Origin of the sequence: Legionella donaldsonii, assembly GCF_900452385.1 — a bacterium.
Classification (GTDB): domain Bacteria; phylum Pseudomonadota; class Gammaproteobacteria; order Legionellales; family Legionellaceae; genus Tatlockia; species Tatlockia donaldsonii.
In genome coordinates this window covers 1,665,517-1,683,418 of record NZ_UGOA01000001.1, presented here as the reverse complement: position 1 = coordinate 1,683,418, position 17,902 = coordinate 1,665,517, and the positions used below count along the sequence as shown (strand labels likewise).

Sequence of the window (17,902 nt, the reverse complement as noted above, 5' to 3'; positions counted from 1 at the left end):
TCATTCTCCTAGGCGTAATGCTGACCAAAACGGTTGGCCAAGACATCATTCAAATGGAAATTTTCCTGTAAAATCAGACCACGGTATTCATTGGCTTGTCCTAACACCAAATCCACTACTGCACAAACGCCGGATGCAGTGCTAACTTGAATAGCCGACCATTCCAAACCGCGAATAGTTGCTGGATATACTTTTTTAACGTAACTTTTTTCGCTTAATTCACCTTGTTTAAGGCCCTCAACAGTCACATAAACCATCACGATATCCTGATAAGTCTTAGGAATAGCTCGCTCCAGAATTCGCTTTAAAGTATCGCGATCTTCGTTTAATTTCAGATCATTCATTAACAAACGCATTTTTTCACAATGCCCAGGATAACGCATGGTTTTGTAGTTTAACGTCTGGACCTTTCCTTGATAAAGCTCAGCCAAACTGCCTAAACCACCTGAAGTATTAAATGCCTCATATTCTGAACCATCAATTTGTATAGACTCTAGCCCCTCAAGAGGCTTTAAGACAACGGGTTTTCCGCCCTCAATCCCATAACAAGGATTACCATATTCGTTAATAACACCATCCGTTGACCAAGTTAAAGAATAATGTAAAGCATTGCTAGCACGCTGCGGTAGTGCACCGACACGCAATTTAGCATGATGACAATGGTCGAACTCTTTCATCAGGCTATTTGCGGCAATGCTGATAAAACCAGGCGCAAGTCCGCATTGAGGTACAAAGGCAGTAGAAGCATTTGCAGCGATCGCTTTGACTGCTTCAGTAACAGAGGTATCTTCAGTCAGATCGAAATAATGTGCTTTTGCGGCTTTTGCGGCTTTTGCAACATGAGTATTTAAAAAATAGGGAAGGCTTGAAATCACCGCAATGATATTATTTTTTTGCAAATAAGCCTGTGTAGATTCCTGATCTTTGACATCAAGCGCAATTGTTTTGATTTCCGGCATCGCTTGCAATAAACGAGTGACATCCGTTCCAGAAAACTCCACATCAGCCAAATGAACTTGATAGTCACCACTATCGGCTAATAAGCAGGCAATTAAACTTCCAATTTTCCCAGCGCCAGTAATCATAACGTTGTACATATTATTCCTTCTCCTTTGTAAAACGAGCCGTCATCGTACACTAAAAAAATGGTCCTTGAATACTCCCAATCCAAATGATTTATTGTAAAAATCTTGACCTTTAGCAATTAGTATTTTATCGTCGCTTTCATTTAAACACGTAAAAGGTATGACTCGAACAACTTCAGTACAAAGCCTGGCGTTTATTTCGACAAGAGCTATAAGTTACAGCCATCTTTTACGTGCCTTTTTGTTTGGATTATTGCTTCCTTTAAGCTTTGCCCCATTCCACCTGCCTGGGGCAGCCATTTTAAGTCTGGCATTTTTTTATGCTCAGTTAGGCAAAGAGCAAAATCAGCAGGCTTTTTGGGATGGTCTTTTTCTTGGTTTAGGCTATTTTGGCTTAGGGATTTCCTGGGTATTTGTTAGTATCCATGAGTATGGACACCTTAATAGCGTGTTTGCGGCTCTGATTACATTATGCTTTTTAATTTATCTTTCTTTATTTCCCGCCCTGATGGCCCTGATTTTTAAAAAACTGGCTATTCCTCGTTTAGCCTTCCTGTCCTGTCTATTATTTAGTGCATTGTGGACTTTAACAGAATACCTGCGCTCCACATTCTTAAGTGGCTTTCCATGGCTCTTATTGGGTTTTGGCCAATTTGATGCTCCCAGTAAGTATTTACTACCCGTAATTGGCGTCTATGGAGTTGGGTTTTTAACCTGTTTTGCGGCCACAATACTGGCTACCAGCACACAACTCAATGGCTTACGACGCTCCTTGTGTTTAATCGCTTTCGTTGGTTTGCTGTTAAGCCCTTCTTTGTTGAAATATATAAATTGGGCACAAAAAGATTCTACTTCCATGTCAGTGGGAGTAATACAGGCTAATTTATCAATGCGCGACAAGTGGGATGAAAATTTATTTTGGCAATTATTACAGCGCTACCAGCAAGATACCGAAAAATTATTGGGTACTCAGTTAATTGTTATGCCGGAATCAGCCATTCCCCTACCACCGAGTTATATTGGCGATTTCCTGACTGACATCCATGTTAAAGCAAAACAGGCAGGGAGCGCGGTAATGTTGGGGATTCCCAAACCCACCACAATTGATGAAAACTACTATTTCAACGCTTTAATCAGTTTGGGAAATGCGAAAGGGTTTTACTTGAAACAACACCTTGTACCTTTTGGTGAATATATACCTAAACCTTTCCAACAGATTAGTAACTGGTTAGCAATCCCTGATGCTAACTTAAAACCAGGAGGTACTGACCAAACCCTAATTAAAATAGGTCGTCATGCTATGGCAACTTTAATTTGTTACGAATTAGCTTATGGTGATTTATTACGTCACCAACTTCCACGAGCGGAGTGGATTGTATCGATTAGTGACGATGGTTGGTTTGGCCATTCTTTAGCCATGTATCAGCAACAGCAAATGGCACAGGTACGCTCTCTACAGACAGCCCGTTACCAAATCATTGCTAATAATGATGGTTTATCTTCTGTCGTTAATACTCGCGGAGAAATTACAGCGTCACTCCCTGCCTTCAGTGCGGGTATACTAAAAACGACCTTATTCCCAATGACTGGCATGACTCCCTGGGTTTATTTTGGTGATCTGCCAAGCCTGCTATTTGCTGTTTTGGTGGTGTTTATTTATATGGTTTATCGTATACGCCACCATAAAGTAAATCATTAACCTATTGCTGCTAAGGACAAGAGGCGCTATCCTTACCGACCTGACTGAAATATAACTAATTAACTATGGATAACAGCTATAAACCCCAAGAAATTGAAGAACAAGCCCAGCAGTATTGGCTTAAAAAACAATCATTTAGTGTTTCCGAAGACTTAAATAAAGAAAAATTTTACTGCTTATCCATGTTTCCTTATCCCAGTGGTACCCTGCATATGGGACATGTTCGTAACTATACCCTGGGTGATGTTATTGCTCGTTATCAGCGTGCTTTGGGCAAAAATGTATTACAACCTATCGGCTGGGATGCTTTTGGTTTACCCGCAGAAAATGCAGCAATAAAACATGGTATCCACCCTGCTGAATGGACAAAGAAAAATATAGCGTCAATGAAAGAGCAATTCCTGCGTTTAGGTAATGCTTATGATTGGAAGCGTGAAATAGCCACCTGTGATGCTGACTATTACCGTTGGGAACAATGGTTTTTTATCAAGTTATATGAGAAAGGACTGGTTTATAAGAAAAATGCGGTAGTGAACTGGGATCCTGTCGACCAAACCGTTCTAGCCAATGAGCAAGTTGTTGATGGACGCGGCTGGCGCTCAGGTGCCTTGGTTGAACGCCGTGAAATTTCACAATGGTTTATTAAAATTACCGCTTATGCTGACGAATTACTTAACGATCTTAATACCCTGGATGAATGGCCTGCTCAAGTTAAACAAATGCAACGAAATTGGATTGGCCGTTCTGAAGGCTGCGAAATCAGTTTCAAAGTACCAGGTTTTGCCAAGCGATTAAAAATTTATACGACACGTCCGGATACTCTATTAGGAGTAACTTATCTGGCGGTAGCTCCTGACCATCCACTTGCCAAAGAGGCAGCGAACAAACATCCAGAGGTGCAAGCCTTCCTCGATAGTTGCCAGGGTATTCGTATGGCAGAAGCGGATATTGCCACGATGGAAAAACGAGGTATTGATACAGGAATGACTGCCATTCATCCCATCACCGGTCTTGAAGTCCCTGTTTGGGTGGCTAATTTTGTACTCATGCAATATGGTTCTGGCGCTGTGATGGCTGTGCCTGCTCATGATCAGAGAGATTGGGAGTTTGCTAAAAAATATAAACTGCCCATGAAAGAAGTCATCAAACCTGTCGATGGTTCACATGATTACAACAAATCCGCCTTTACCCAGGAAGGCCAATTAGTAAACTCAGGCCAATTTGATGGTTTATCCTCTAGTGAAGCCCAAAAAGAGATTGCCAATTACCTTGAAACCCACGATGCAGGTAAAACAACAATTAATTATAGGCTGCGTGATTGGGGAGTATCCCGCCAACGTTACTGGGGCACACCAATTCCAATGATTTTTTGCGAAGAATGCGGTATTGTGCCTGTTCCTGAGGATGACTTACCCGTCACTTTACCAGACAATATTCAATTTACTGGTAACGGTTCACCATTAGCCCAGTGTAGCGAATTTGTCCAGACTCAATGCCCTAAATGCGGGCAAGATGCAACACGAGAAACAGATACTTTTGATACTTTTGTTGAGTCCTCTTGGTATTACGCCCGTTTCGCTTGCAAGGGACAAGACAATGCCATGCTTGATGATAGAGCTAAATATTGGACACCAGTCGATCAGTACATCGGTGGTATCGAACATGCCGTAATGCATTTGCTGTATGCGCGTTTTTTCCACAAATTAATGCGTGATGAAGGTTTAGTGAATTCTGATGAACCTTTTAAGGCTCTACTCACCCAGGGCATGGTTCTCAAAGATGGCCATAAAATGTCTAAATCGTTAGGTAATGTCGTAGACCCAAATCACCTGATAGACACTTATGGTGCTGATACAGCACGTTTGTTTGTAATGTTTGCAGCCCCACCAGAACAGTCATTAGAGTGGTCTGATACCGCCGTTGAAGGGGCGCATCGTTTCCTGAAACGAATCTGGTCTTTCGCTTGCCAGCACCAACAGCTATTTATTGACATAAATGATGCCATCATGGGCGGCAATGGTCATGTCGATTGGCAACATGCTCAAAATCGCTTAAAAAAATCTCGTTTGGTTGTACACCAGATTTTAGCCCAAGCTAACAACGATTATGAGCGGCACCAATTCAATACCGTTGTTTCTGGTTGCATGAAACTTTTTAATGAACTCTCTGGTTATGAACTACAAAATGAAGAAGATAAATACTTCCTCCATTCCGGAATGAGTATTCTTCTTCGTCTTTTAGCCCCTATCACCCCACATATTTGCCATCATATATGGCAGCAACTAGGTTTTGAAAAAGCAATTATTGATGCTCCCTGGCCTAAGGTTGACAAGAGTGCCTTAAAAAGTGATGAGATAGATTATGTGGTACAGATCAACGGCAAACTAAGAGCTCAATTTACAGCTGATAATGATATTACAGAAGATGTACTGATTGACTTAGCCAAGCAGCATACAAAAGCTTTTCTGGAAGGAAAAACAATTAAAAAAGCAGTCGTTGTTACTCATCGCCAATTGATTAATTTGGTTGTCAGCTAATGTTAATAAGATGTCTTTTCAGTTGGTTGTTTTTTTTCCTGTTGACTGCATGTGGCTTTCATTTGCGTGGCATGGTTGACATGCCACCATGGCTTAATAACGTTGCGATTGTTACCCAAAATGCTCATCGAGATTTAGGACCGCTGCTAAAAGATCAGTTACAAGCTTATAATATTAAAGTAAGTCCTAATGTAACACAGGCTGACTATTTATTAATAATCGAAAAGGATAGCAGCCAGCAACAAATTACCAATGTCAGTGCCAGCACCGCACCCAGACAATATCAACTTTTTTATGATGTGCAATTTAGTCTCGTTAGTAAGCAAGGGAACACGATTATTCCTTCCAATCATGTCATATCAACTAGACAGTTAACTGTAAATAATGACAGAATATTGGGTTCAGATTCCGAAGAAACACTACTGTACGGTGAAATGCGGCGTGATGCTGCCATGCAAATAATCAATAGACTGAGTAGAAAATAGCTATAAAGCCCTTAGATACTCAAATAACGAATCTAAGACATCAATATGCTCATTAAACAACAAGCATTAACCTCACATTTAGCAAAAAAAATCTCAGGACTTTATCTTATTATTGGCCAGGATTGTTTCCTTCTTAACAGTACGGCTGACTCAATCAAGCAGGCATGGTGCCCTCCAAATAAAGACGATTATGAGGAAACTACTTTACCCATTAATAATCCGACAGATTGGGAACGACTGGATGAAGAAGCCAACAGTTACTCCTTATTTGCCCACAAAGTTTTAATTGATGTGCGTTATGAAAAGAAAACGCTAGATCCTGCAGGGAAGGAGTTTTTAAGCAGCTATATACAAAACATGAACCCTCGCTGTTTACTACTCATACGGGCACCTAATTTACCTCTTAAACAGTTACAATGGCTCACATCTCATGATAATGCTCATATTGTCCAGGTTTTTTCCTTTGATAATTCGGAAATGCAACATTGGATTAAACAGCATTTGCAAGCAAAAGGATTCACATTCGACCAACAAATTCCCAGCTTAATTCACCAATACACTCAAGGTAATATGCTTGCCTGCGCCCAAGTTATAACCAAGCTTCAGTTAATAGCAGAGCAGAATTGTGTGCTAACCCCAGAAATAGTTAGAGAACAATTAGTTGATCAATGTGATTATCAGCTCTTTGACTTGGCAGACGCCTGTTTATCTTGCTCAGCAGATAGAGCCCTCCAAATTCTTCGTCATGCTTACAATACCAAGACTGAGCCTACCTTAATTCTTTGGTTATTAACCCAAGAAATTCGTCAACTAATTCAACTAATTGAATTAGTCGATCAATCGGTTCCTTTTAATACAGCTTGTAACCAATTAAAAATATGGTCACAACGTAGCCGGCTCTACCAAACAGCATTAAGACAGGCTAGTTTAGATAACTTACAATCCCTACTGCAATTTTGTAAACTTATTGATGAGCGCATAAAATCAAATCAAAGCGGCCAGATTTGGCATGCTCTTGAACTTATTACTCTCTCGCTTTGTTTAGGAAAAGAGGTAGGTTGTTGTGCATAATTTAATTATCTATGGCGGTACTTTTGATCCAATTCATAATGGTCATATAAAAACTGCCATTAATGTGCAAAATCATTTTAATTTTGAGCAGTTTATTTTCCTACCTTGCAAAATCCCCGTATTAAAAAAGAAGGCTACAGCAACAGCAAAACAACGTATTGATATGTTAGAACTTGCTGTAAAAAATCTGGATCAAAATTTTGAAATTAATTTAAGTGAAATTAATCGCGAATCACCTTCATACATGGTCCATACCTTGCAAAATTTTCGCCTTGAATTGGGGAGTGAACTGTCCATCACCCTGTTACTTGGTACTGACAGTTTTAACCAATTACCCCAGTGGCATAATTGGCAACAGCTACTAACACTAGCTAATTTGTTGGTTATAAAGCGTTGTGGATCTGATAATGTGGTTATGTCAGAGCAGATTAAAAAACTACTCGAGCAGCACGAAACATTTGATGGTAAAACCCTGATAAGGAGTTCCCATGGTCTTATCTATTTTTATGATGCAGGCAGCTTTAATATTTCTTCCAGCCAGATACGCAAGCAACTTAGCGAGGGGAAAGATCCAAGCACTTATTTGCCTGAGGAAGTAGCACATTACATAAAAAAACATCAATTATATTTATGATTACTTCTAAAGGAGTTCTCTATGCCTGCCAACGAAACTATCTTAAGCAAACAAGAAAAAAATTGGATATTAGAGAGGCGCATAACAAGACTTTCAGATAATAAAGAGGTTCAAATATATCCAATGGGAGCGGAAAGGTATCTGTCATCTACTTTATTTGAAGACAACAAAGGACGATATAACATTAGAGCTGATATAGAGGGAAAAAATGTTTTAGTCATTCCTGGTTACGGCACTAGTAGTTTTTTATTTGCCCAAGCTGGAGCAAAATCAATTACTGTTTACGATAAGGATCCGGTAACTATTGCCTGGATGAAAGCGTTTAAAAAATATTATCATTACAAAGAGCATACAGACAAAGGTGAGCCTTATCCTTCAATTGAGGAATTATTTACAGCACTGACCTGTTGGTACCCGCCTTTAATGACTTTACCTTCTGGAAAATGCAGAAATATTTTATTCTGGGCCATTAACCCTAACCTGTTGCGACGCGCCTATATCCACTACATGGTATATTTAGTTCGACATGCCATTGAACTTAAAATTGAAGATAATTTTGAGTTAGATAAAAATATACAATTCAATGCAGGAACAATTGATAAAATTGGGAGCAAAGAAAAACCAGCTTTTGATACCGCCTTTGTCCCTTATCTTTTAGGTGTTCGCAATGGAATAGAAAAAGAAGAAGAGATAGTGAGCTTTATTGAACAATTATTTCAATATGTCCCTACAGGACATATTCTGGTGAATCCTTCACGAAATACAAAAGAATTTTATATTACTGGCAAACGATATCTTGTAGCAATTGACTATGAAAATATTCAGGATATTCCAAAACTAAAACCTTATTTTTTTGAAGAAGATAAGCATTGGTTCCGTACTCAGGGGCTTGTAGCCTTTCATAGACCCTATTCTTAAAGAACCCCTATTTCCTAATTTCAGATTAAATTTCCGCTTGTTAATGATCCATTAATCAACACCAATATGACTTTAGCTTGAACGCGTTGCTGGGGGAAAAATTTTTATTCAAGCTTCAGATAGCTCGAAATCACCGGTCATCTGCGTAAGATTTTCTGGAGCATCCGGTGTTTCCAATCCTTTAACTCGATCTATCAAACTCGGCATTAAACCAGATAGCCAATTAACGACCGGATCAAATTTAGCATATAATTTAGAATTACCAGCATACTCTGCATACGGTAGAGAGGTCATTTTTATTACAACCATAATAAGCGCAACGATAAATACCCCACGAACAAACCCAAAGCCCATGCCTAATATTCGATCTGTTCCGCTTAATCCCGTGCTTTTCAAAATAAAACCAAGCAAAGCATTTACTATCCCCCCAGCAATTAGGGTACCGAATAAAATCATAATAAATGCGGTTATCTTCCTTGCTGTTTTATCTTGAATGAATTTTTGCAGCCAGGGATCGAGGTTTTGTGAATAATTAAAAGCCAGCCAAATTGCTAGAATCCAGACACCAATAGCAATTAATTCTTTAACAAAACCCCGAATTAAACCGGTTATAACCGATAAAGCGATAATCCCTACAATCACTAAATCTACCCAGTCCCATGGCATGGCTAACTAACCCCTGTCTCAACAATAAAACCATTGATCTGCATAACACTAGCTAGCTGCTTTTGTAATACCCGAGCTTGCTCTTTTCTATCAGTATGGCCCACGATTACTTTGTAAACAGTACCATCAGTGGTAGTAATTTTATTGTAAGTAGCCTTATACCCTTTGCCACGTAATTTTGATACAAGAGTGTCAGCATTCCGCTGTTGTGAAAAAGTTGCCAGCTGTACAGCATAACGCCCTTTTACTGAAGCTTTTACTGTAACAGGTGCCACTTTTTTATTGTTTTTTGCAACCACTTTCGCTTTAGGCTGCGGAATATTTTTTACAACTTTTTTAGCTGCCATTTTGGCGACTGTTGGTTTAGAAACCGGGGTCGTTTTTGCCTTTGGCAGACTTGGCGTATCAACATTTGCTTTAGCTACCACAGGCATCCGAACATCATTCATTGGGCTAAGTGGCTCAGCTTTAGCCACTTTAACTATCGTTTTTTCATCTGGCAGTGCAGGTAATTCAACATGAGCAACTTTAACAGTACCAAACATCGCCTTCTCATCAGGCATAGCAACTTTTGGTGGCAGAGGCTTGGGCGGCAACTGGACCGATACGTTAACATTTCCATCAAAGCGTTGATTAGATTTTTTTACAATTGCAGGAGCAAAAATAGCTCCTATTGATAAGATAACAGCTAGGCCTATAATGCGATGTTTAACTCGTTCATCTAATACTAGTTTCATTCTATCTCCTCAGTTTTAGGGGAATATACTGCGGATAGCACATTTCCCACAGTGATAAACGAACCATAAACTACGATTAAATCATCTGCACCTGCCTGATTGCAAGCAACCTGATAGGCTGACAGAGGATCGCGATAACAGGAAGGTATAATACCACAATTTGTAAATGCTTGGGTTAAGTGCTCTTTTGAAGCTGCTCTCTTGCCTGTTAACAAGGCTGGATACCAATAATCAACACTTTTGACCAAAGGGGCAATCAATCCAACAATATCTTTATCTTTTAACGCTGAAAAAACTGCATGCACAGTTCTATCCACTGACAATTTTTTAATAACTTTTACTAGATTACTCACTGCTTGCGGGTTATGGGCTACATCAAATAGGGTCTCTACCCTTCCCTTTACAAGCTGCCCCCTTCCCATTAGAGAAGCACTTTGAATGCCTTGTATTAACTGAGAACGCTGAATGGGTAACCATGTCTGCAGACAAATTGAAGCCATTATTGCGGCGGCAATAGCATTACCATGCAATTGTGGCTGAGGCAGGTCAATCACTTGCTCTGACCTAACAAACTGCAGGCCATCTGCGTGATGCAGATAATTATAGTCCCGACCATATAAATACAGTGGTGTATTAAGCGCATAAGCTTGTTTTAAAACACTCGCCGGTGGATTATTATCAGCAAAGATCAATGGCTTATTTGCTCTTAAGATACCAGCCTTTTCGAAGCCAATAGCCTCTTTTGTAGTGCCTAAAAAGGTTTGGTGATCAAAATCAATCGTTGTAATAATTGCTAAATCAGTATCGATAATGTTTGTAGCATCCAAACGACCACCCAGCCCTACTTCCAGAATAATCAAGTCAAGGCAATACCGCTTGAAATGCCATAAAGCAGCTAAGGTCGTAACCTCAAAATAGGTTAGATGGGTATTAATCGTATTGCTGACTTCTTCAACGACACAAAATGCTTCACACAGTTGTTGTGCACTGATTGGCTGTCTATTAACCTTGATTCGTTCATTGAATGCCAATAGATGCGGCGAGGAATAACTGGCAACTTGATAGCCTGCTGCCAAATAGATCGCTTCAAGTGAGGCTACCGTTGATCCTTTCCCATTTGTTCCGGTAACTGTAATAATTTTTGCATTTGGATTGAGCAAATCCAGATGCTCAGCTACTTGCTTGATTCGGGATAAGCCTAGTTGAATCTCCTGGAGATGGCGATTTTCAAGATAGGCTAACCACTCAGTAACATTAAAATGGCTATACGGCTTCATCAAAGCTATTGCTTAAATCACGACGAGATAGCTTTGCTATAAGCTCAGCAACAGTGCTCCTTAAGGCCTTTCGCTCGACAATCATATCAATATGGCCATGTTCAAGCAAAAACTCACTACGCTGGAATCCTTCAGGTAAGGTTTGTCTAACCGTTTGCTCAATAACACGTGGCCCTGCAAAACCAATCAATGCATTAGGTTCAGCAATAATAATATCACCAAGACTCGCAAAACTAGCTGAAACACCACCCATGGTAGGATCAGTCAATACAACAATAAAAGGCAATCTGGTTTCTGAAAATCTAGCGAGTGCTGCTGAGGTTTTAGCCATTTGCATTAATGAAAATAGTCCCTCCTGCATCCGGGCACCACCACTTGCAGTGAAACAAATATAAGCTCTTTTTTCAGCCGTTGCTGCATTAACAGCCCTGACAAATTTTTCACCAACGGTTGCCCCCATAGAGCCACCCATGAAATTAAATTCAAACGCACTGACAATGACAGGTTGCCGCATCAAAGCACCCTTCATGACAATCAAAGCTTCTTTTTCTCCCGTTGCTTTTTGTGCCTGACTAATTCTGTCTTTGTATTTTTTAGAGTCTTTAAATTTCAAACGATCTATTGGCTCCAACTCTTCCGCAATTTCTTCTTGACCTGCTTCATCCAGAAATTGTGCCAAACGCTCTCTGGCTGACAAGCGATGATGATGATTGCAATTAGGGCATACAGATAAATTTTTTAGTAATTCAGTACGATAAAGAACGGAACTGCAACCCAAACACTTTACCCAAAGCCCTTCAGGAACTCTTTTTTGTGACGTTTCAGTTCTAATTTTTGAAGGCAATAATTTTTTCAACCAACTCATATAGGAATCCATTAATCTTAATCTGTCCATTATAACCTGAAATTAGCACTTGCACGACTAATTGTTATCAAGAATTCCCTCTTACAAGTTGGATTGTTTTTTGACCTTAATTGATTATTTAATTTCAAAAATAATAATAATTAAACAATATGTCTTATAATGGAAATTATTTGGCTTTTAATAGATTCTTTTTAATAAAAAATACTATCGAAAGCTAAAGTTTATTTCTCTTTTTCCGATAAGGTAATTGGGTTCGATAAATTTAAAAAATAAGAAATTTATCGGTATAAACGGGAAATCCCACTCCAGGGATTCAGGTCGAGGAGATTTAGCCATGGCTCAAGTTATTAATACCAACGTAATGTCGCTTAATGCGCAACGTAACTTAAATAGCTCACAAAAAACAATGCAAACTGCCATTCAGCGCCTTTCATCTGGTTTACGCATCAACAGCGCAAAGGATGATGCTGCGGGTCTTGCAATTACAGAACGTATGACCGCTCAAGTACGCGGTATGACACAAGCGATTCGTAACGCTAATGATGGTATTTCTTTATCACAAACTGCAGAAGGTGCGATGCAGGAAACCACGAATATTCTGCAACGTATGCGTGAACTTTCCCTGCAATCAGCAAACTCAACCAATAACTCTGGTGACCGTCAAGCCATACAGGAAGAAATTGTACAATTACAAAGCGAGTTAGACAGAATTGCATTAAACACGGAGTTTAACGGCCAACGTATTCTCGATGGTTCATTCTCCAGTGCCAGTTTCCAGGTAGGTGCGAATGCGAACCAAACCATTAACTTCGCTATTGGTAGTATTAAAGCCTCCTCTATGGGGGGGATAGCTCAACAAACAGGTACTCAGGTATCTGCTGCCGCAGCAACCGATATAACCATTGCCGTAGGTTCTGGTGCAGCAACAACCATTAGCTCTAGTGCTGGATTCACCGGCAATGCGCAACAAGATGCCACCTCAGCTTATGCGAAAGCAGCCGCTATTAATGACGCTGGTATTGCAGGTCTAAGCGTCAGTGCCGTAACATCTGGAACTCAAGCAATTGGTCCGATTGGTGGTACCGCAGCAGACACCTATAACCTGAGCATTAACGGTATTGCAATCTTTACCAACGAAGACGTTTCTACCGCACTTAGCAATACCGCACTTAGGGACGCAATCAACTCTGTAAGCAGTCAAACAGGAGTCACTGCCAGCCTTAATGGTGGTAATATGACCCTGACTGCAGCTGATGGCCGTAATATTTCTGTAACAGAGAGTGGTACTGGTTTTACTGCAGGTACTGATGGTTTAACCGTTACTGCTGGCGCCTTCGCGGCTACCTTACGGGGGACACTGACCATTAGTGCAGCAGAAACCTTAACTATCGGTGGTACGGTAGCAACAGTCGGTCTGGCTGCTTCAATTGCCAGAGATTCTAATGGTATTGATACCATTGATGTCAGTACTGTATCCGGCGCACAATTAGCTATCCGTCGTTTGGATTCAGCGCTTACTTCGGTTAGTTCTAACCGAGCCGCAATGGGTGCTCTGCAAAACCGTTTCGAATCAACCATTGCTAACTTGCAAAACGTAACAGAAAGTCTCACTGCTGCAAGAAGCCGGATTCAAGACGCTGACTTTGCCGCAGAAACAGCAAACCTGACTAAGGGACAAATATTACAACAAGCTGGTACAGCGATGTTGGCCCAAGCCAATAGCTTGCCGCAATCAGTGTTGCAATTACTTGGCCGCTAAGAAGAATGAATCCCCCATGCAGAATCTTTGCGTGGGGGAATGTTTGATATGCCTTTGATTTAGTTGACTAAATGGGCATAGGAGGTTGTTATGAATATAGACTCACTAAATAAAGTTAGTGCCCCCTCATTAGGGTCAGTAAATAAAGAGCAAAATAACAAATCAGAGTTCAGTCAAGATATCTCATCATTAGATTTTTCTGCCGCCGCTATTGAAACCACTTCAGCACTTGATAAAGCGACAGGATTATTACAAACAATTGTCACTGATAAATTATCAAATGAGGTTATTCGTAAAATGCCTCCCGATGAATATTTAAAGCTATTATCAATGATTGACAATATGGTTAGAGGCACTATTGATAAAAAAGTTTGAAGTTCATTCTTCAAAATTGGTATCTTGCTTGCAACTGGATTTTTAAAATTGATAACTAGAACTTTGACGAAAAGGAGTTTATCGTGGCTGGGTTAACATCATCAGGAGTAGGCTCTGGGCTTGACGTTAAAGGGATAGTTGATGCCCTTGTACAAGCAGATATTACTCCGACAAAGAACAGGCTTGATAAACAGGAAGCCAGTATTACAACCCAATTATCTGCTTTAGGCCAAATTAAAAGCGCCTTATCCAATCTGCAGACGTCCATGATAAAACTGTCCAACATAAACCAGTTTTATGCATTGAAAAGTTCGGTGACTGACACAAGTATTCTCTCTGCCAGTGTTAGTAATGATGCTTCTGCAGGTCAGTACCAAATTGAAGTACAGACCATTGCAACCAAACAAAACCTTGCTTCAACTTCCTATACCAATTCATCGTCGACAGTCGGCAATGGCAGTATTACCATTGATTTTGGGACATACAGCAATAATAATACTGTCTTTACTGCAAATCCCAATAAACAGTCAGTAACTATCAACGTTGCTCCTGGACAAGATAGTTTATCCGCCATAAGAGATGCTATAAATACTAGTGGCGCGGGTGTACAAGCCAACATAGTCCAGGATAGCTCAGGTTATCGATTAACTTTAAGTAGCCCAGAAACTGGCCAATCACTAGCAATGCGTATTTCAGTGATTGATAATGACGGCACTAATAATAACTCGACAGGTTTATCAGCCTTAGCCTTTGATCCAACTATTGGCAATAATTCACTGGTTCAAACGACAGTTGCCAAGGACAGCCAAGTTAGTATTAACGGACTTCTATTAACTCAAAGTTCTAACCAACTTAAAAATGCGATCGAGGGAGTAACCATTGATCTTAAAAAGGCTCAACCAGGCACTTTGGTGGATTTAACAATCGCAAATAATGACTCTCAGTTAACCAATGCAGTTAATGAATTTATCAAACAGTACAATGACACGATGACCACCATAAACGCACTCACTTCCTATAATGCTGAAACAAAAAAAGGGGGCACCTTACAAGCCGATTCGGGAGTACGTAATTTAAAATTAAATTTGAGTAAACTATTAGGAGAGCCTTTAGCAAAGAGCGGGAGTACTGTACTTACACTGGCCGACATTGGTATAAAAACCAACAAGCAGGGGCTATTGGAAATGGATAGCGAGAAATTTAATACCGCTGTCGCAAGTAATTATGATGCCATTGCTTCCCTCTTTGCTAAAACAGCAACAGCCACTGACACGAATATACGCATCAAATCCGTGGGAAATGGGGTTAAAACGGGAGTTTATAATTTAGTAATCACTAGTTTTGTTCCCGGTACATCATTATCCGGCACGATTGGTGGTGTAAACGCCACTTCAAGCGATGGCTTAACGTTAAAAGGCACTAGCAGTTTTCAAGGACTCTCTGTTGAAGTTTTGGCAGGTAGTACTGGCGCTAGAGGACAAATCGAAATAACCGATGGCCTTGCCGTAAAATTAAATAACTTAGTAACTAATTATCTCGGCGATACCGGAGATCTTTCCACTAAAACCGAACAATTAAATGGGCGTTTGGGTGACATTGATACGCAACGCGCTCAACTCACTACAAAAGCCTCTACTCTTTCTAATCGTTATACAAAACAGTTCACTGCACTGGATGCTTTATTAGTTAAAATGCAAAGCACCAGTGATTTTCTGACCCAACAGTTAGCCAACCTACCACAATTGACTGCGAACAGGAGGTAAATACAATGAAAAATCCTCATCAACAAGCCCTTGAACAATACAAATCAATCGAATTGCAAACCCGTGTAGAGACTGCAACCCCTCACGAATTGATTCACTTGCTATTACAAGGTGCACGTTCACACATAGCAACTGCACAAGGTAACATACAACGTAAGCAAATCAGTAAGAAAGGCGAGCATATTGGCAAAACAATAAGTATTATCGAAGGTCTGCGCGTAAGTCTTGACCATGAAAATGGGGGCGAAATTGCTGAAAACCTGGATAAACTTTATGAATATATTCAACGTATTCTACTAAAAGCCAACTTGGATAATGATATTGAATTACTTATGCAGGCCAATACACTACTCACAGACATCCATGAAGCGTGGCAAGCTATTAAATTAGAAAATGCATAACTTACATCAAAACGACTATTCCTGACAAAATTAATAATAATTTAACAAACAATTTGTAAAGTTTTTTTTCTTTATGCCGTTAAATTAGATACCAGTTAAACTAAATTGGGCTCATCATGAAACGGCTAATTACAAAGACAATAATATTAGTAGCCATACTAGTTTCAACAGCCTGGTCTCAAACGCGATATGGAGAAACATTGTGTAAGGAGCCTGACTACTTCTGTATTAAAATAAAAAGTGGTCAAAGCTGGAATAGCTTGTTTCCGAATGACGAAGAGAAAGATATTGTACGCCGTGTTAATCGTATGAACATTATTTTACGAGCGGGTATGGTTATAGCAGTTCCTAGAAACATCGATCGCTTGACTATCTACGATGTTTCCCCCTTCCCTCGTTATATAGAACCTGAAGGGGAAAAAACCATCTATATCAGTCAAAAAAAATTAGCTTGGGGCGCTTATGATGAAGATGGTGAACTATTATGGTGGGGACCGATTTCATCAGGTGAAGGCAAGTGCCCAGGCGTAATAGGTGGTTGCTCAACACCTTCTGGTGCGTACCGCATTATTCGTAAACAAGATATTGACTGTATTTCTACCGCCTTTCCTAGACGTGCAGATGGCAATAATGGTGGTGCTGAAATGCCTTTTTGTATGCATTTTTTCCGTGGATATGCTCTGCATGGAAGTGAAACAGTACCTGGCTATCGAGCAAGTCATGGCTGTATAAGGATGTTTACCGAAGATGCTCGCTGGTTAAATGAGGAATTTGTTGAATTACCGGGCGGTGGGATGAAAGGTACTCGAGTCATCATTGATTCGGTCGATGATTAGGGTCTGTTGATATTTCGCCAGGGTAAATAAACAGCAACGCATAGGAAATCAAAGCTTTTCGGGCAAGATAATCGGCCTATCAACAGACCCTAAATTCAAATGACTTTTTGCCCTTTTATTGTAATAAGGCAAAAGAACCATGCACACCATTAGCAGCGAGCTTATTTTTTAAATTCGATGTCATGTGTTTATCAGCAAAAGGGCCGACTTTAACAACAAAGCGATTTGCATATTTCTCAACAATAACAGGCGATGGTGTTAATTTTGCCAATTTATTTTGCAGGACATTCGCTAATTTTTCTGAGTTGAATGCACCAGCCTGCACATAATAATGAGCAACGCGTTTACCAGTACTCAACGCCTCGATTTCAACTGGTGCGGTACCTTTAGGTAATAAACCCAGTTTTAGAGCAGCAGCATAGGAGAGATCAATAACCCGATCACTGTGGAATGGACCTCGATCATTAACTTTGACAATAGCCACCCGCCCATTACTCAAGTTTTTTACTCTGACATAGGTTGGTAATGGCAAGGTTTTGTGCGCAGCTGTCATAGCATACATATCATAATCATCACCACTGGAAGTTCGTTGGCTATGAAATTTAGTCCCATACCAAGACGCTATACCTCGCGTTTTATAACCACCTGAACTTTTCATTACTTCATAAGTATGACCATCTACAGCATAAGATTCCGGATTACCATAGCGGCTGAATGGTTCATTTTTAGGTTTTACCTCTTTGAAAGATACTGGCACGGGGCCTGCCGGCGCCCCGTCTTTCTCTTGGCTATAT

Annotated in this window: 17 protein-coding genes; 11 read left to right on the top strand and 6 right to left on the bottom strand. The window is 40.1% G+C overall.

The annotated features are described in order from the left end of the window. Window positions 1-8: 8 nt before the first annotated feature. Complete coding sequence (locus tag DYC89_RS07775) at window positions 9-1,097, bottom strand: saccharopine dehydrogenase family protein (RefSeq protein WP_115221272.1); 1,089 nt, start codon at window positions 1,095-1,097, stop codon at window positions 9-11. Window positions 1,098-1,245: 148 nt separating this feature from the next. Here DYC89_RS07775 and lnt point away from each other — a divergent pair, with 148 nt between their 5' ends. From lnt to DYC89_RS07745, 6 genes are all read left to right on the top strand, one after another. Next, entirely contained in the window at window positions 1,246-2,784 is a 1,539-nt protein-coding gene (lnt, locus tag DYC89_RS07770; protein WP_115221271.1) for an apolipoprotein N-acyltransferase, read from the top strand. Window positions 2,785-2,849: 65 nt separating this feature from the next. Further along, window positions 2,850-5,321 carry a leucine--tRNA ligase gene (leuS, locus tag DYC89_RS07765; RefSeq protein ID WP_115221270.1) on the top strand — a complete coding sequence of 824 codons (2,472 nt, stop codon included), beginning with the start codon at window positions 2,850-2,852 and terminating at the stop codon, window positions 5,319-5,321. Then, window positions 5,321-5,806, top strand: a complete 486-nt coding sequence (gene lptE / locus DYC89_RS07760) for an LPS assembly lipoprotein LptE (protein WP_115221269.1) — start codon at window positions 5,321-5,323, stop codon at window positions 5,804-5,806. Before leuS ends, lptE begins: the two co-directional genes overlap by 1 nt. 45 nt (window positions 5,807-5,851) lie before the next feature. Next, window positions 5,852-6,877: a DNA polymerase III subunit delta gene (gene holA / locus DYC89_RS07755; protein ID WP_115221268.1), complete on the top strand. Its 1,026-nt coding sequence runs from the start codon at window positions 5,852-5,854 to the stop codon at window positions 6,875-6,877. Beyond that, window positions 6,870-7,511 carry a nicotinate-nucleotide adenylyltransferase gene (nadD, locus tag DYC89_RS07750; protein ID WP_115221267.1) on the top strand — a complete coding sequence of 214 codons (642 nt, stop codon included), beginning with the start codon at window positions 6,870-6,872 and terminating at the stop codon, window positions 7,509-7,511. The genes holA and nadD overlap by 8 nt, the downstream gene beginning before the upstream one ends. A 21-nt stretch (window positions 7,512-7,532) precedes the next feature. Further along, window positions 7,533-8,429 (top strand): ABC transporter permease, encoded by an 897-nt coding sequence (locus tag DYC89_RS07745; protein ID WP_115221266.1) that lies wholly within the window; start codon window positions 7,533-7,535, stop codon window positions 8,427-8,429. Window positions 8,430-8,537: 108 nt separating this feature from the next. On the opposite strand, the gene DYC89_RS07740 is transcribed toward DYC89_RS07745, so the two are convergent. The 4 genes from DYC89_RS07740 to accD are packed head-to-tail and all read right to left on the bottom strand — an operon-like array spanning window position 8,538 to window position 11,974. Further along, window positions 8,538-9,095 (bottom strand): CvpA family protein, encoded by a 558-nt coding sequence (locus tag DYC89_RS07740; RefSeq protein ID WP_115221265.1) that lies wholly within the window; start codon window positions 9,093-9,095, stop codon window positions 8,538-8,540. Window positions 9,096-9,097: 2 nt separating this feature from the next. After that, a complete protein-coding gene (locus tag DYC89_RS07735) occupies window positions 9,098-9,832 on the bottom strand; it encodes an SPOR domain-containing protein (RefSeq protein ID WP_115221264.1) in 735 nt (244 codons plus the stop codon). Then, on the bottom strand, window positions 9,829-11,109 hold the full coding sequence (gene folC, locus DYC89_RS07730; protein WP_115221263.1) for a bifunctional tetrahydrofolate synthase/dihydrofolate synthase: 1,281 nt from the start codon (window positions 11,107-11,109) through the stop codon (window positions 9,829-9,831). The genes DYC89_RS07735 and folC overlap by 4 nt, the downstream gene beginning before the upstream one ends. Next, window positions 11,096-11,974, bottom strand: coding sequence for an acetyl-CoA carboxylase, carboxyltransferase subunit beta (gene accD, locus DYC89_RS07725; protein ID WP_115221262.1), 879 nt, complete (start codon window positions 11,972-11,974; stop codon window positions 11,096-11,098). The genes folC and accD overlap by 14 nt, the downstream gene beginning before the upstream one ends. Before the next feature lie 334 nt (window positions 11,975-12,308). Between accD and DYC89_RS07720 the strand changes: the two genes are divergently transcribed. From DYC89_RS07720 to DYC89_RS07700, 5 genes are all read left to right on the top strand, one after another. After that, entirely contained in the window at window positions 12,309-13,733 is a 1,425-nt protein-coding gene (locus tag DYC89_RS07720) for a flagellin (RefSeq protein WP_115221261.1), read from the top strand. A 90-nt stretch (window positions 13,734-13,823) separates the two neighbouring features. Then, window positions 13,824-14,108 carry a flagellar protein FlaG gene (locus DYC89_RS07715; protein ID WP_115221260.1) on the top strand — a complete coding sequence of 95 codons (285 nt, stop codon included), beginning with the start codon at window positions 13,824-13,826 and terminating at the stop codon, window positions 14,106-14,108. A gap of 83 nt (window positions 14,109-14,191) precedes the next feature. Beyond that, complete coding sequence (fliD, locus tag DYC89_RS07710) at window positions 14,192-15,871, top strand: flagellar filament capping protein FliD (RefSeq protein WP_115221259.1); 1,680 nt, start codon at window positions 14,192-14,194, stop codon at window positions 15,869-15,871. A 5-nt stretch (window positions 15,872-15,876) separates the two neighbouring features. Then, a complete protein-coding gene (gene fliS / locus DYC89_RS07705) occupies window positions 15,877-16,272 on the top strand; it encodes a flagellar export chaperone FliS (protein ID WP_115221258.1) in 396 nt (131 codons plus the stop codon). A gap of 116 nt (window positions 16,273-16,388) precedes the next feature. Further along, window positions 16,389-17,108 (top strand): L,D-transpeptidase, encoded by a 720-nt coding sequence (locus DYC89_RS07700; protein ID WP_115221257.1) that lies wholly within the window; start codon window positions 16,389-16,391, stop codon window positions 17,106-17,108. Window positions 17,109-17,223: 115 nt separating this feature from the next. Here the strand turns inward: DYC89_RS07700 and DYC89_RS07695 are convergent, their stop codons facing one another. Beyond that, the gene (locus tag DYC89_RS07695) at window positions 17,224-17,865 is read right to left on the bottom strand and encodes a septal ring lytic transglycosylase RlpA family protein (RefSeq protein ID WP_412754674.1); all 642 of its coding nucleotides are present in this window, start codon (window positions 17,863-17,865) and stop codon (window positions 17,224-17,226) included. Between the last annotated feature and the right edge of the window lie 37 nt (window positions 17,866-17,902).